Annotated in this window: 16 protein-coding genes; 10 read left to right on the forward strand and 6 right to left on the reverse strand. The window is 66.4% G+C overall.

The window, feature by feature from the left end:
* On the reverse strand, positions 1–665 hold a 665-nt coding region (locus RT123_RS02320; RefSeq protein WP_313007532.1), incomplete at its 3' end, for a carboxypeptidase-like regulatory domain-containing protein.
* A gap of 68 nt (positions 666–733) precedes the next feature.
* Here RT123_RS02320 and RT123_RS02325 point away from each other — a divergent pair.
* Genes RT123_RS02325 through pgsA form a run of 6 tightly spaced genes read left to right on the forward strand, consistent with a single transcriptional unit; the run spans position 734 to position 5,529 of the window.
* The gene (locus RT123_RS02325) at positions 734–1,204 is read left to right on the forward strand and encodes an NUDIX domain-containing protein (protein WP_313007533.1); all 471 of its coding nucleotides are present in this window, start codon (positions 734–736) and stop codon (positions 1,202–1,204) included.
* Positions 1,205–1,246: 42 nt separating this feature from the next.
* Entirely contained in the window at positions 1,247–1,855 is a 609-nt protein-coding gene (locus tag RT123_RS02330) for a hypothetical protein (RefSeq protein ID WP_313007537.1), read from the forward strand.
* A complete protein-coding gene (locus RT123_RS02335) occupies positions 1,852–2,298 on the forward strand; it encodes a DMT family transporter (protein WP_313007540.1) in 447 nt (148 codons plus the stop codon). Before RT123_RS02330 ends, RT123_RS02335 begins: the two co-directional genes overlap by 4 nt.
* A 16-nt stretch (positions 2,299–2,314) precedes the next feature.
* Entirely contained in the window at positions 2,315–4,195 is a 1,881-nt protein-coding gene (uvrC, locus tag RT123_RS02340; RefSeq protein ID WP_313007542.1) for an excinuclease ABC subunit UvrC, read from the forward strand.
* A 21-nt stretch (positions 4,196–4,216) separates the two neighbouring features.
* Positions 4,217–4,840: a carbonic anhydrase gene (locus RT123_RS02345; RefSeq protein WP_055753092.1), complete on the forward strand. Its 624-nt coding sequence runs from the start codon at positions 4,217–4,219 to the stop codon at positions 4,838–4,840.
* Between the two features lie 44 nt (positions 4,841–4,884).
* Positions 4,885–5,529: a CDP-diacylglycerol--glycerol-3-phosphate 3-phosphatidyltransferase gene (gene pgsA, locus RT123_RS02350; RefSeq protein ID WP_026108402.1), complete on the forward strand. Its 645-nt coding sequence runs from the start codon at positions 4,885–4,887 to the stop codon at positions 5,527–5,529.
* A gap of 122 nt (positions 5,530–5,651) precedes the next feature.
* Here pgsA and RT123_RS02355 read toward each other — a convergent pair whose 3' ends face one another.
* Both RT123_RS02355 and RT123_RS02360 read right to left on the reverse strand, forming a co-directional pair.
* Complete coding sequence (locus RT123_RS02355) at positions 5,652–6,167, reverse strand: TIGR02281 family clan AA aspartic protease (RefSeq protein WP_313007546.1); 516 nt, start codon at positions 6,165–6,167, stop codon at positions 5,652–5,654.
* Between the two features lie 75 nt (positions 6,168–6,242).
* Complete coding sequence (locus RT123_RS02360) at positions 6,243–6,464, reverse strand: DUF1289 domain-containing protein (RefSeq protein ID WP_313007548.1); 222 nt, start codon at positions 6,462–6,464, stop codon at positions 6,243–6,245.
* 156 nt (positions 6,465–6,620) lie between these two features.
* On the opposite strand from RT123_RS02360, the gene RT123_RS02365 reads away from it, so the two are divergent.
* Both RT123_RS02365 and RT123_RS02370 read left to right on the forward strand, forming a co-directional pair.
* Positions 6,621–6,773: a hypothetical protein gene (locus RT123_RS02365; protein ID WP_017505113.1), complete on the forward strand. Its 153-nt coding sequence runs from the start codon at positions 6,621–6,623 to the stop codon at positions 6,771–6,773.
* A gap of 116 nt (positions 6,774–6,889) precedes the next feature.
* Positions 6,890–7,687, forward strand: a complete 798-nt coding sequence (locus RT123_RS02370; RefSeq protein ID WP_313007551.1) for a crotonase/enoyl-CoA hydratase family protein — start codon at positions 6,890–6,892, stop codon at positions 7,685–7,687.
* Between the two features lie 9 nt (positions 7,688–7,696).
* On the opposite strand, the gene RT123_RS02375 is transcribed toward RT123_RS02370, so the two are convergent.
* From RT123_RS02375 to RT123_RS02385, 3 genes are read right to left on the reverse strand one after another with little or no spacing between them, the layout of a single operon-like run.
* A complete protein-coding gene (locus RT123_RS02375; protein ID WP_313007553.1) occupies positions 7,697–8,701 on the reverse strand; it encodes a biotin/lipoyl-binding protein in 1,005 nt (334 codons plus the stop codon).
* A 34-nt stretch (positions 8,702–8,735) separates the two neighbouring features.
* Positions 8,736–9,491 carry an ABC transporter ATP-binding protein gene (locus tag RT123_RS02380; protein ID WP_039248125.1) on the reverse strand — a complete coding sequence of 252 codons (756 nt, stop codon included), beginning with the start codon at positions 9,489–9,491 and terminating at the stop codon, positions 8,736–8,738.
* Positions 9,488–10,660: an ABC transporter permease gene (locus RT123_RS02385; protein WP_295174198.1), complete on the reverse strand. Its 1,173-nt coding sequence runs from the start codon at positions 10,658–10,660 to the stop codon at positions 9,488–9,490. The genes RT123_RS02380 and RT123_RS02385 overlap by 4 nt, the downstream gene beginning before the upstream one ends.
* A gap of 214 nt (positions 10,661–10,874) precedes the next feature.
* Here RT123_RS02385 and RT123_RS02390 point away from each other — a divergent pair, with 214 nt between their 5' ends.
* Together RT123_RS02390 and RT123_RS02395 are read left to right on the forward strand one after the other, a co-directional pair.
* Positions 10,875–12,968, forward strand: coding sequence for a S46 family peptidase (locus RT123_RS02390; protein ID WP_313007558.1), 2,094 nt, complete (start codon positions 10,875–10,877; stop codon positions 12,966–12,968).
* 179 nt (positions 12,969–13,147) lie between these two features.
* Positions 13,148–13,427: S46 family peptidase (locus RT123_RS02395; RefSeq protein WP_313007560.1), on the forward strand; the 280-nt coding region annotated here is incomplete at its 3' end.

A 13,427-nucleotide genomic window follows, 5' to 3' on the forward strand; every position in this document is an offset into this window, starting at 1 on the left:
ACGTCCACCGAGGCCAGGGATGTACCGGTCACGACGATATCGCCCAGTGTCGAGACGTCGCTCCCCGTCAGTGAATAGCCGATCGACCGTTCCTGTCCGCTCACCACGGCCACATTACTGGCAGTGAAGGAATCATATCCCGAGGCCACCACAGCGACTGAGTAGTTGAGCGCGGGGTCCAGGCCGGACAGTCGCACAAAACCGCTCGCATCCGTCACACCAGTCTTGGTGACTAGGCTGCTAGGCGAGCTGACCGTGACCGTTGCTCCGGGAACCGGCTGACCGCCCGTCTGCACGGAAATGCGAAGCGCGCCCGTCTGAGACTGCGCGTGCGCCACGCTCGGCACAACGACCAGCGACATGACGGGAATCGCGGCCAGCAAGGCGCCGCCTACGACGGTGCTGGCCAAAAGGCGTTGACGGATACTGCGACTGTTCAAAACGAACCCCTCCTTGAAAAGAGCCCGACGACCGATCGACATCCCCATGCCGATGGGCGCCCGACGCACACCCAGGGCGGGTGTGATGACAGGGAGCCTAAGCAGACGCGCCGCGTTCGCCACGATTATTACACGGTCGTCATAAAACAGCGTCACGTCGTGCCAATATTGCCACGCATAAGCCACACTTCGTATTGCGACGTTATAACGATTGATTTTCGGCAATGGTTTGCGACGCCAAATGGATACGTTAGGGCTCGAACACGCCGAATTTTCATAGAGTTGACCCACCCATGACCTGGCGCATTCACGTCGAACCCTTCACTCGTCCGCTTTTCTTCGCCTGGTCGCGGCTGACGCGGGGCAAGACATTGGGCGTGCGGGCGGTGGCGGTGGATGCGCTGGGGCGGGTGCTGATGGTGCGGCACACCTATCTCAAGGGCTGGTGGTTGCCGGGCGGCGGGGTGGATCGGGGCGAGACGACGCACGCCGCCGTGGTGCGCGAACTGCGCGAAGAGGCCGGTCTGGTCGCGCGCGGGGCTCCGCGCCTGATCTCGATCCACTCCAACGAGCGGTTCTTTCCCGGCGATCACGTCGCCGTCTTCCGCACCGACGCCTTCGATGTGGGCGAGCGCATCAGCCACGGCGAGATCGCCGAGATCGGCTGGTTCTCGCCCTACGCCTTGCCGGACGATGTGAACCGGGGCTGTGGCGCGCGCCTGGCCGAAATCTTCGACGGCGCCCCGGTCGATCCGGACTGGTGAGAGACGTCCGCATCTGACGCAGGCGCGTGGCAGCGTCCGCCCATGACCCAAGTCGCCCCCGTCTATCGCGTCCGCTCGCAGGAGATCTGGGATATGGCCCGCGACGACTATCTGGCGGGCGAGCCGGCGCGGATCGTCTGCCGCCGCTACGACCTGGGCCTGTCGGCCTTTCGCATCCGCGCCCGCAAGGGCGAATGGCGGCGCGGCGATCAGGACGACCTCGACCTGTACGACCCCGCACTCGAGCTCGAGGCGGTCGAGCCTGTCGCCTTTTCCGACATGGCCGACACGGCGCGCCGTCGCCTGCAACTGGCCCTGATGGACGGCGAGGCGACCGAGGCCCAGCGCTGGCTCAGGATTTTCGAAGCCCTGTCGTCGATGGCGTCGGCGACCGGCGATGTGCACACATTGCACTCTGATTTTTCGCCCCGACCATCTGATCGGACCGACGCGCCCGACCCTCACCCTTCGACGGACGACGCCGAGTCCGGACCGGGTGAAGCGCACGAATTGCACCGTGATTCATCTTCGGACGACCTAAGCCGGTCCGGCGCGTCCCTCAATCGGGCCGAGCGCCGCCGCCTGCGTCGCGCCCACCGCCGAACGCCGCCCTCTGCAAGCCATGAAAGCCATGTTAGCCAGGGGCCATGAACCCGTCCCTGCTCGCCATGCTCGTCGTCATCCTGGCCGGGGGCGCCACCGCACTTCAGGCCCCGACCAACGCCAAGCTGGCGACCGCCGTGGCCTCGCCGGTCAACGCCGCCTTCATCTCCTTTGCGGTCGGGACGACGGTGCTGGGGATATTGGCGGCGATCCTGCACAGCCGGCCGGACATGGCCGCGACGCGCGCCCTGCCCTGGTACGCTTGGCTGGGCGGGGCCTACGGCGCCTGTTTCGTGGTCGCCGCCGCCTGGGGCGTGCCGCGCCTGGGCGTGGCCATGACCATCACCCTGATGGTCGGGGGCCAGCTGCTGCTCAGCCTGGCGCTGGATCATTTCGGGGCATTGGGCGTGCCGCGCCAGCCGCTGAACGTCGGCCGCATCGCCGGGGTGGGGCTTGTTCTGGCTGGCGTCCTTCTGGTCCGGCGCTCTTGACCCTATATCGGGCTCGATGACCGAGGAGACGCCTGATTCCCAACTGAAAGCCGCCGCCCTGATCGCCGACGAGGCGCGCCGGGCGCCGGACAAGCCGGGCGTCTATCGCATGTATGGCGAGGACGGGTCGTGCCTGTACGTCGGCAAGGCCAAGTCGCTGAAGAAGCGCATCATCCAGTATGCGCAGGGGCGTTTTCACACCCAGCGGATCGGCCTGATGGTGTCGCAGACCCGGTCGATGGAGCTGGTGGTCACCGCCACCGAGACCGAAGCCCTGCTGCTGGAATCCAACTTCATCAAGAAGCTGAAGCCCCGCTTCAACGTGGTGCTGCGCGACGACAAGTCCTTCGCCGAACTGATGATCCGCCGCGACCACCGCGCGCCCCAAGTCAGGAAGCATCGCGGCGCCCACACGACGCCCGGCGACTATTTCGGCCCCTTCGCCTCGACCTGGGCGGTGAACCGCACGCTGAACACCCTGCAGAAGGCCTTCCTGCTGCGCTCCTGTTCCGACAGCGTCTATGAGACCCGCACCCGCCCCTGCATGCTGCACCAGATCAAGCGTTGCTCGGCCCCCTGCACCGGCTTGATCAGCCTCGAGGATTACGGCGAACTGGTCACCGAGGCCGAACAGTTCCTGCGGGGCAAGTCGCGCGCCGTCATCGGCCGCCTGTCCAAGGAGATGCAGGCGGCGTCGGACGAGATGGACTTCGAACAGGCCGCCCGCGTGCGCGACCGCATCCGCGCCCTGTCGGCCATTGCGATGGAGAACTCCGTCAGCGCCGATAGCGTGGCCGAAGGCGACGTCTTCGCCCTGCATTCCGACGGGGGCCAGGCCTGCGTCCAGGTCTTCTTCTATCGCGCCGGCCAGAACTGGGGCGGCCGCGCCTATTTCCCGCGCGTGGACAAGACCGACACCGATCCGGAGATCCTGGCCGCCTTCCTGGGCCAGTTCTATGAGGACAAGCCGATCCCGCGCCTGATTCTGTCCAACGTCCGCCCGCACGAGTTGGAACTGCTGGAAGAGGCCTTCTCGATGAAGGCGGACCGTAAGATCGAGATCGTCCGTCCGATGCGCGGCGAGAAGCTGGCCTTGGTCGACCACGCCCTGACCAATGCGCGCGAGGCCCTGGGCCGCCGCCTGGCCGAAAGCTCGGCGCAGGGCAAGATTCTGGACGAGGTTTGCGAGGCCTTCGGACTGGAGAGCCGACCCGAGCGGATCGAGATCTATGACAACGCCCATATCCAAGGGACCAATGCGGTCGGCGGCATGGTCGTGGCCGGCCCCGACGGCTTCCAGAAGTCCCAGTATCGCAAGTTCAACATCCGCGGCGAGGATCTGACCCCCGGCGACGACTACGGCATGATGCGCGAGGTGATGCGCCGTCGCTTCTCGCGCCTGATCAAGGACGAGGAGGAAGGCGAGGCCAAGGGCGAAGACGTGGTGCGCCCCGACCTGCTGCTGATCGACGGCGGCGCGGGACAGCTGGCCGAGGTGCTGGCGGTCATGGCCGATCTGGGCGGGCTGGACGACATCACCGTCGTCGGCGTGGCCAAGGGGCCGGACCGCGACGCGGGAATGGAGAAGTTCTTCATGCCCGGCAAGGCGCCCTTCATGCTGCCGCTGAAGTCGCCGGCCCTCTACTATCTGCAGCGGCTACGCGACGAGGCCCACCGTTTCGCCAACGGCGCCCACGCCAAGCGCCGCTCTATGGACATCAAGAAGAATCCGCTGGACGAGATCGAAGGCGTCGGCCCCGGCCGCAAGAAGGCCCTGCTGCACGCCTTCGGCTCGGCCAAGGGCGTCAGCCGCGCCTCCCTGGCCGATCTGGTCAAGGTCGACGGCATCAACCAACCCCTCGCCGAACGCATCCACGCCTTCTTCCGTAAAAGCTGAGCCGGAGCTAAGACACCGACCATGAGCGACATCGAAGACGAACTGACCGCCGGCTATCGCCGCTTCCGCGCCGAGCACTGGCCGACGGCCCGCGCCGAGTACGAAACCCTGGCGACCAAGGGCCAGAAGCCGCACACCCTGATCGTGGCCTGTTCCGACAGCCGCGCCGATCCGGCCCTGATCTTCGACGCCAAGCCGGGCGAGCTGTTCGTGGTGCGCAACGTCGCCAATCTGGTCCCGCCCTATGAGCCGGACGGCAAGCTCCACGGCGTGTCGGCGGCGCTGGAGTTCGGGGTCAAGGTGCTGGGCGTCAAGCGGATCGTGGTCATGGGCCACGCCCACTGCGGCGGGGTCAACGCCATGATCAACGGCGCCCCCGAAATCGTCGCCGACTTCGTCGCCCCCTGGATCGCCCAAGGCGCGCCTGTCGTCCAGCACGTCGCCGAAACCGTCGCCCCCGACCAGTTGGAGCGCGCGGCCGAGGAAGCCATCGTGCGTCTGTCGATCCGGAACCTGCGCACCTTCCCCTGGATCGCCGAGCGCGAAGCCAAGGGCGAGCTTCAGCTCAGCGGCCTGCACTTCGGCATCGCCGAGGGCGCCCTGACGGCCCTGACCGACAAGCCCCGGTTCGAACCGTTGGATTGAGCGGCGAACCGTGCCACACCCGGCGCGTTGCAACGGACATGACGATGACCTCCGCCCACCGCGCCAACCCCATCCCCAACATACTGACCGGACTGCGTCTGGCGGCCGGGGTGGTGATGTTCGCCATGATGGCCGGGGCGGCGCCGGGCGCACTTGAGGCCTGGCTGTCGCCGGAGACCCAGGGGCGGTTCAGCGTCTGGGCCTTCTGGATCTTCGTCATCGCCGCCTCGACCGACTGGGTCGACGGCTACCTCGCCCGGCGCTGGAACGCGACCACGCGCTGGGGCGCCATTCTCGATCCCATCGCCGATAAGGTGCTGGTGACCGGCGCCATCCTGGGCGTCCTGGCCTCGGGATCCCTGCCCGGCATCGCCCTGCCCTGCGGCCTGATCCTGTTCCGCGAATTCGCCGTCTCCGCCCTGCGCGAGACGATGGCCGGCCGCATCGAACTGCCGGTCACCCTGGCCGCCAAGTGGAAGACCACGGTGCAGATGGTGGCGCTCGCTGCGCTTCAGCTGACCCTGCTGTGGGGCGCTCTGGGCCTGCAGAATGACGACGGATCGCCGCTGGCCTGGCAGCCGGCGTTCGAATCCTTCGCCATCTTCCTGATCTGGTTCGCCGCCATCATCACCCTGTGGACCGGCTGGCAGTATTTCAGCGAAGCCCGTCGCCAGATGCGGGATCTTTAGAGCCTGATCGGACGAGGAGGAATCGCTTCGCGATTCCGCTGATGCCGTGAATCAGGCTCCAGATTGATGCTGGAGCGAAATCAGAGCCGAGTTGGACTGCGTCCAACTCAACCGATTTCGCTCTAGGGCCGCAGCGTCAGCCCGGTCGGCGTGGCGGAAAAGGCGGAAAGCCGGCCCAGATAGCTCATGCCCAGCAGGGAGTATTCCAGCCCCTGCTCCACCACCAGGGCCTCGACCCGGTCCACCCGCGCGCCTGCGACCGAGATCGTCTTCAGCTGAACCGGCGCGGCGCGCACGACCCCAGATGCGGTCTGGACCGTGCCGGTGAAGGCTTCGGGTTCGGGATCGACGCCTAGTCTCAGGGCGTCGGCGCGCGTCAGGGCGACCACGCTGGCGCCCGTATCCACCAGCACCCGCACCGCCTTGCCGTCGATATTGGCCTCGGCCCAGTAGTGGCCGTCCGCGCCCTTCACCACCTGGGCGTCGGTGCCGGAGGCGCCCACCGCCGCCTCGGCCACGGGCGTCGCCGCCTGGGCCATGCCGTCGCCTTCCAGATGGCGGATCGTCAGAGCCGTGCCGAACGACGCCATGAGAGCGAAGCCGAGGACGACGACAGACTGGGTATCGATGCGAACCATGCCTCTGTCTTAGAGGCGCGGCGTTTGGATGGGGTGAAACGACGTGGCTGACGAAAGCTTAAGCCGCGAACCGCGCTAGCCCAGCTTGGCCGGATCCACCTGACTACGGCGCGACGGCAGGTCGGCCATGACCATCGCGCGCTCGGCGTCGCTCAGCGCCCGCCAGCCGGCGATCTCCTTCAGGGTGCGAAAACAGCCGAGGCACAGGCCGCTCTCGCCATCGACCGCGCACACCATGACGCAGGGCGTGGCGATGGCCTTTGGCGTTCCGGGCCGGTTCGGGGTCGTCGCGCTCATTGTGACACAGTGGCGAAAATCACTCCGACTCCTGACGAATAAAGTTGCAAATTCACGAAACTGTCTTATATCGGCTGATGACGCGAAACGACTGACGGTGGAATCCCATTGGTACGACGCGTCTCTTTTCATCGTTCTGCGAAAGGAGACGCCAAGATGAACGATAAGGAGCGTAACCTCCAACACGCCATGATGTCCTTCGCCCTTTGGGGCGGGATGCTGGTCAACAGTCGGCATATGCCGTCGAACTCGGGCCGGGTGGTCAGCCATCCGTCCAACTTCGTACCCTATACGATCAAGAAACGCTGACGGCCCGCTCGGCCCTCAGCCTGAAGAAGCCCCGGTTTCGCCGGGGCTTTTGCAATTCCGGACTTGCCTGACGCGGCGTTCGCGGTCGATGACGGGCTTTAAGACGGAGACGAAGCATGGGCCTGATCACGGAAGAGAAGCGGGGCGCGATCCTGATCTGGACACTGGATCGCGAGGCGCGGCTGAACGCCCTGCCCGATATGGGCGACGGCGACGAGGTCGCGGCGGCGTGCGAGCGGGTCAACGCCGATCCGTCGATCCGCTGCGTGGTCCTGACCGGCGCCGGCCGGGCGTTCTCGGCCGGCGGCGATCTGACGGCGATGCGGGACAAGCGCGACCTGTTCGAGGGCTCGGGCGCCGCCATCCGCGAACGCTATCGCCGGGTCGTCCATCGGATCGTGCGGTCGCTGTATGGGCTCGAGGTTCCGCTGATCGCCGCCGTCAACGGGCCGGCCATGGGGCTGGGCTGCGATATCGCCGGCCTGGGCGATATCCGCATCGCGTCCGAGCGCGCCAGCTTCGGTGTGCCCTTCCTGAAGCTGGGCATCATCCCGGGCGACGGCGGGTCCTGGCTGCTGCCGCGCAACATCGGCTATGCCCGCGCCGCCGAACTGCTGTTCACCGCCCGCTCCATCGATGCCGCGACGGCCGCCGAATGGGGGTTGGTCAACCGCGTGGTCGCGCACGAGGACCTCATGACCGAGGCCCTGGCTGTCGCCGCCCAGGTCGCGGCCCAGCCGCCCCAGGCCCTGCGTATGGCCAAGACCCTGCTGCGTCAGGGTCGCGACACGACCTTCGACCAGATGCTGGAGATGTCGGCGGCGATGCAGGCTCTGGCCCACCTGACCGAGGACCATCAGGAAGGCGTCGCCGCCGTGCTGGAAAAGCGGCCGGGCGATTTCACCGGCCGCTGATCCGACGTTCTATTTCGTCTTCATAGCCTCGCTGGGCCCGACGCCGGCGGCGACCGCGCGTTTGGCCCCGGCGGTCTCGCCCGGCTTCATGAACTTGACCAGCACCCGCTGTCCGATCAGCAGGGGCGCATCGCCGGCCGAGGCGACCACTTCAACCACCCGCTCGTCGCTACGTTGCGAGGGATCGTCCGAGGCCAGTTTACGCGCGCCGAACACGGCGGCCCGACGCATGACGGCGCCGATATAGACCTTGCTGGCGTCGCCCTCGGGGCTGATCTCGACGGCCTGGCCGTCGGTCAGGTTCGGCAGGTCGCTCTCGACCACCTCGGCGCGGACGATGCGCGGCGCGTCGGGTTCCAGATCGAACATGTTGGAAACGTTCAGGGTCGAGGCGCCGGCGCCGGGGTTGGCGTAGCGGCGCACGATCCGGCCGTTGGTCGGGGCGCGGATGACCGTCAGTTCCTGATTGTAGCGGGCCTGATCCAGTTGGGCGCGCGCGGTCTGGACGGCGGCGACCTGCGACCCCAGGCGGGCCTGTGCGGTGGCGATGGCGTCCTCGGCCTGGTCCATGCGCTGGGCGGCGACGAAGTTGGTGGCGACCAGACGTTGCAGACGCTCCTGCTCGCGCTGGGCGGTGCGGATGTCCACGCGGATCTGGGCCAGTTGGCTTTCGGCCTGGTTGACGGCGGCCTGGGCGCTCTGGACCGCGAGGCGGGCCTCGTCGTCCTCCTGGCGCGCCAGGATTTGGCCGGCGACGACGCGGTCGCCTTCCTGAACCAGGACGTCACGGACGATGCCGCCGCGACGGGCCGCGATCTGGATGATGCCGCCCTCCACGTCGACCTTGCCGTTGGCGATAGCCGCATAGGGGCTGTCGACCTTGGTCGCCGCCGCCTTCTCCTGCTCGGCCTTCTTGGTCTTGGCGGCGGACTGGAACAGCATGAAGCCGACCGCCAGCACGATCACCAGCAGCAGGCCGATCCAGGTGCGTTTTTTCTTCAGAAAGCCGGGCATTGGCGTGTCGTCCTAAGGGAAATCGTCGTGTCGGTTAGTGGGACGCCAGGATGGCGTTCGGATCGGGGATGCGGCGCTGGTCGTCCAGGATCTTGCCGTCCTCGATATGGATGACCCGGTCGGCCCAGGCCTCCAGGCGCGGATCGTGGGTCACGCAGATCACGGCGGCGCCGTGTTCGGTGGCGGCGCGGCGCAGCAGCTTGATGACCACTTGGCCGTTCTCGCCGTCCAGGGCCGAGGTCGGTTCGTCGGCGAACAGGATCTTGGGATCCTTGGCCAAGGCGCGGGCGATGGCGACGCGCTGCTTTTCACCACCCGACAAAGCCGCCGGCCGCTGGTGCAAACGGTGGCCCAGGCCGACCTCTTCAAGGGCGATCGTGGCGCGCTTCTTGGCCTGACCCGCGGTCAGCCCCTGAAACTTCAGCACCGTCTCGACCTGCTGAAGCGCCGTCAGCGCGGGGAACAGGTTGAAGCCCTGGAAGATGAAGCCGCAGTTATCCAGGCGGAATTTGTCGATCCGGCCCGAGGATAGCTTCCACAGATCGTCGACGTCCAGCACGTCCACCCGGCCCTCTTCGGGCTTCAGCAGGCCCGACAGGGCTGCGATCAGGGTGGACTTGCCCGAGCCGGAGGGCCCCATGACCATGGTCAGGTCGCCATGCCGCGCATCGAAATCGACGCCCTTCAGCACGTCGACCCAGGCCTTGCCGGACTTGAACCGCTTGACCAGGCTTTTGGCCTCGATGGCGAAGTCGCCGTGCTTGCCGTGAACCTTTGTATGAACGTTCATCGCAGCAGGTCCGCCGGTTGGCTGTTCTTGAGGATGCCCAGCGACAGCAGGCCGGACACCATAGCGATGGCGATCAGGCCGATGCCGACGACGATCAGCAGCGACAGCGGCAGAGCGATGATCACCGCCCCCATCATCGCCAAAAGCGACACCAGCCAAGTCAGGACAATGGCCGCGATGACGCCGACGACGCCGACCCAGAAGCTGAGCTCGACCACGATCCGACGCAAGGACCCCATGCTGACGCCCAAGGCCCGCAGGGAGGCGAACTCCTTGATATTGGCCATGATGGCGCCGCGCAGAGTCTGCCAGGTGATGGCCACGCCGATGATGATCCCCAAGACGACGCAGCCGCCGATGATGATGACCAGGATGCCTTCCTCGAACATGGCGCCGGCGTTGGCGTCGGCCAGTTGCTGCTTGGTCCACGCCTTCCATTGACCGGCGCCCATGGCGTTCAGCTGAGCCACCACGATGGGCGCGCGGGCAGGATCACGCAGCTTGACCATCAAAGGACCGACGCGCGGACCCGTGTCGGCCTGGCCCAGCATCCGCAGGGTGTCGCGCGACATGACCACGCCCGGCTGCATCATATTAGGATAGCCGCGCGTCACGCCGACGACGGTGACGGTCTGGCCGTTGTACAGCGCCTTGTCGCCCAGCTTCACGCCCAGGGTCGTCAGAGCCGTCTCGTCGACCGCCACGGTGTAGGGTTGGCGCAGCGCATCGACCAGTTCCTGCGAATAGTCGGTCGGGATGGTCACCGAGCCAGGACGGGTGTCGATGATGCTGGCCTGAACGAACTTCTGACGCGGCGCGCCCTGCGACGCATTGTCCGCCTGGCTCTTGGTCGGATCGACGTTCTTGATGTTCTGGAAGGTGCCGCCGGCGCCGTCCAGCGGCATGACCTCGACCACCTCGGGGTGATTGTAGGCCAGGGGGATGAACCGGCGCGGCACGCCCGACGGCCCGCCGATCAGGCTCTTGGCGCCGGGCTGCATGATGAAGATGTCGGCGTTTGACCGTTCGATGGTCGCGGTGAATCCCTTGCCGATGCCGATGAAGACGCCGGTCATCGCCAGGACCAGAAGCCCCGACAGGGCCAGGGCCATGACTGCCGCCATATAGCGACGCCACTCGAACAGTAATGTTGATAGCGCAAGCGACATTGTCGTCGATAAACCCCCGGTACTTGCGCCTATCTGACCGTGCGCCCTCTCACCGCCAAGTTAAATCGGGGTAAGGCTTGTGAACCCTTATCGTTGCGGGTTCGAAATCAGGGGATTAAGGGCCTTCCAGCCTCTTGGCGCCCACCCTTCGTCGGCGCTAGTTACAACATAACAGATGGGACAGGCCGTCCCACGCTCTGGGAAACACGCCTTCATGTCCTTGCCCTCGCTTCGTCTCACCGCCTCTCTGGCCGCGCTCGGCGCCGCCACCGCCGTCCTGTCCGCGCCTGCGACCTCCGCCCGCGCCGACGAGGGCATGTGGACCTTCGACAACTTCCCCATCGCCACGGTGAACGAGAAGTACGGCACCAACATCGATCAGGCGTGGCTTGACCGCGTGCGCAACGCTGCTGTCCGCCTGCAAGGCTGCTCGGCCTCGCTGGTGTCGAACGAAGGCCTGGTGCTGACCAACCACCACTGCGTCGTGTCGTGCGTGCAAGACCTGTCCACGGCCCAGAATGACTACGTCAAGAACGGCTGGATGCCCGCCACCCGCGAGGAAGAGAAGAAATGCCCCGGCCAGACGGCCGAAATTCTGACCGACATCACTGACGTCACCGATCGGGTCGTCGGCGCCGGCGCCGGCCTTGAAGGCGCCGCCTTCGTCCAGGCCCGCGCCGCCGAGATCGACAAGATCCAGAAGGAGACCTGCGGCGACGACCAAAAGCTGACCTGCCAGGTCATCAGCTTCTACCGCGGCGGCCAGTACAAGCTCTACAAGTTCCGCAAATACGATGACGTGCGCCTGGTCTTCGCGCCCGAGTTCCAGGCGGCCTTCTTCGGCGGCGACCCGGACAACTTCAACTTCCCGCGCTACGCCCTCGATGCTGGTTTCCTGCGGATCTACGAGGACGGCAAGCCGGTCGCCACGCCCAACCACCTGACCTGGAACGCCAATGCGCCCAAGGAAGGCGACGTCACCTTCGTCGCCGGCAACCCCGGCTCGACCCAGCGCCTGCTGACCGTGGCCCAGCTGGAAACCCTGCGCGACCAGCAACTGCCCATCAGCCTGATCCAGACCTCGGAACTGCGTGGTCGTCTGCTGGAATATTCGACCACCGGCGAAGAGGCCAAGCGCGTCTCGGTCGATCCGATCTTCGGCCTGGAGAACGGCTTCAAGGTCAACTACGGCCAGCAGGGCGCCCTGACCGACCCGGCCTTCATGGCCACCAAGCGTCGTGAAGAACAGGAGCTGCGCCAGCGCGTCGCCGCCGACCCGGCCCTGGCCCAACGCATCGGCGATCCGTGGGCCGATCTGGAACGCGCCTCGACCGCCCAGCGCGACCTCTATCTGCCCTATCGCCAGCTGGAATCGGCGGCAGGCCAACGCTCCTCGCTCTACAGCTACGCCAAGGCCATCGTCCGCGCTTCCAAGGAACGCGCCAAGCCCGTCGCCGAGCGACGCGCCGGCTATTCGGACGCCGACATCGCCTCGCTGGGCCGTCGCCTGGCGACCGAAACGCCGATCTCGAACGACCTGGAGAAAATCTATCTCGACTTCTGGCTGTCGAAGACCCGCGAATATCTGACGGTCGACAATGCCAACGTGAAGGCCCTTCTGGGCAAGGAAAGCCCCGAGCAGATCGCGACGCGTCTGGTCGACGGCACGCGCCTGGCCGATCCGGCCTTCCGCGCCCAGGCCCTGGCCATGACGCCGGAGCAACTGGCCGCCTCGGGCGACCCGCTGATCCAGTTCGTCCTGGCGAATGACGACGCGGCCCAGGCCGTCCGCACCCAGTGGGAATCGGCCGTTTCCGGTCCGACCAGCCGCGCCGGCGAAAAGATCGCCCAGGCCCGGTTCGCGGTTTACGGCACCAACCTGTATCCCGACGCGACCTTCAGCCTGCGCCTGTCCTACGGCCAGGTGAAGGGCTGGACCTATCGCGGCGTGACGGTCGAACCCTTCACCCAGATCGGCGGCCTGTACGAGCGCAACACCGGCGCCGAGCCGTTCAATGCGGCCGAGGACTGGCTGGCGGCAGAGGGCAAGGTCAACAAGTCGACCGTCTATGACTTCGTCTCGACCAACGACATCATCGGCGGCAACTCGGGCTCGCCCGTGATCAACGCCAAGGGCGAAGTCATCGGCGCCGCCTTCGACGGCAACATCCACTCGCTGGGCGGCAGCTTCGGTTACGACCCCGAGCTGAACCGCACGGTGACGGTCTCGACCGCCGCCATCACCGAGGCCTTGCGCAACGTCTACAACCAGCCGCGCCTGCTGCGCGAACTGGGCGTGCGTCGCTAGAACGACAACGAAGAAGTCTCCTCCCCGCTGCGCGGGGAGGGGGACCGCGAAGCGGTGGAGGGGCTCTTCACCACTACACAATCGCCTGTAAACTGCCCAAGAGCCCCTCCGTCACGACGCTGAAGAAGCGCCGCGCCACCTCCCCGCAATGCGGGGAGGAGACTTAAAGGACACCGCCCATGCGCCCTCTTCTCCTCGCCTCCGCCGCCGTTATCGCTTTCGCCGCCGCCAGCTCGGCCAGCGCCGAGGAAGGCATGTGGACCTACGACAACTTCCCGATCGCCCGCGCCAACCAGACGCTGGGGACCAATATCGATCAGGCCTTCCTGGATCGGGTGCGGCTGTCGTCGGTGAAGTTCGGCGGCTGTTCGGCAGGCGTGGTGTCGGGCCAGGGCCTGGTGATGACCAACAACCACTGTGTCGCCACCTGCGTCGCCAACCTGTCCACGCCGCAACAGC

Origin of the sequence: Brevundimonas vesicularis (genome assembly GCF_032067225.1) — a bacterium.
GTDB lineage: Bacteria > Pseudomonadota > Alphaproteobacteria > Caulobacterales > Caulobacteraceae > Brevundimonas > Brevundimonas vesicularis_F.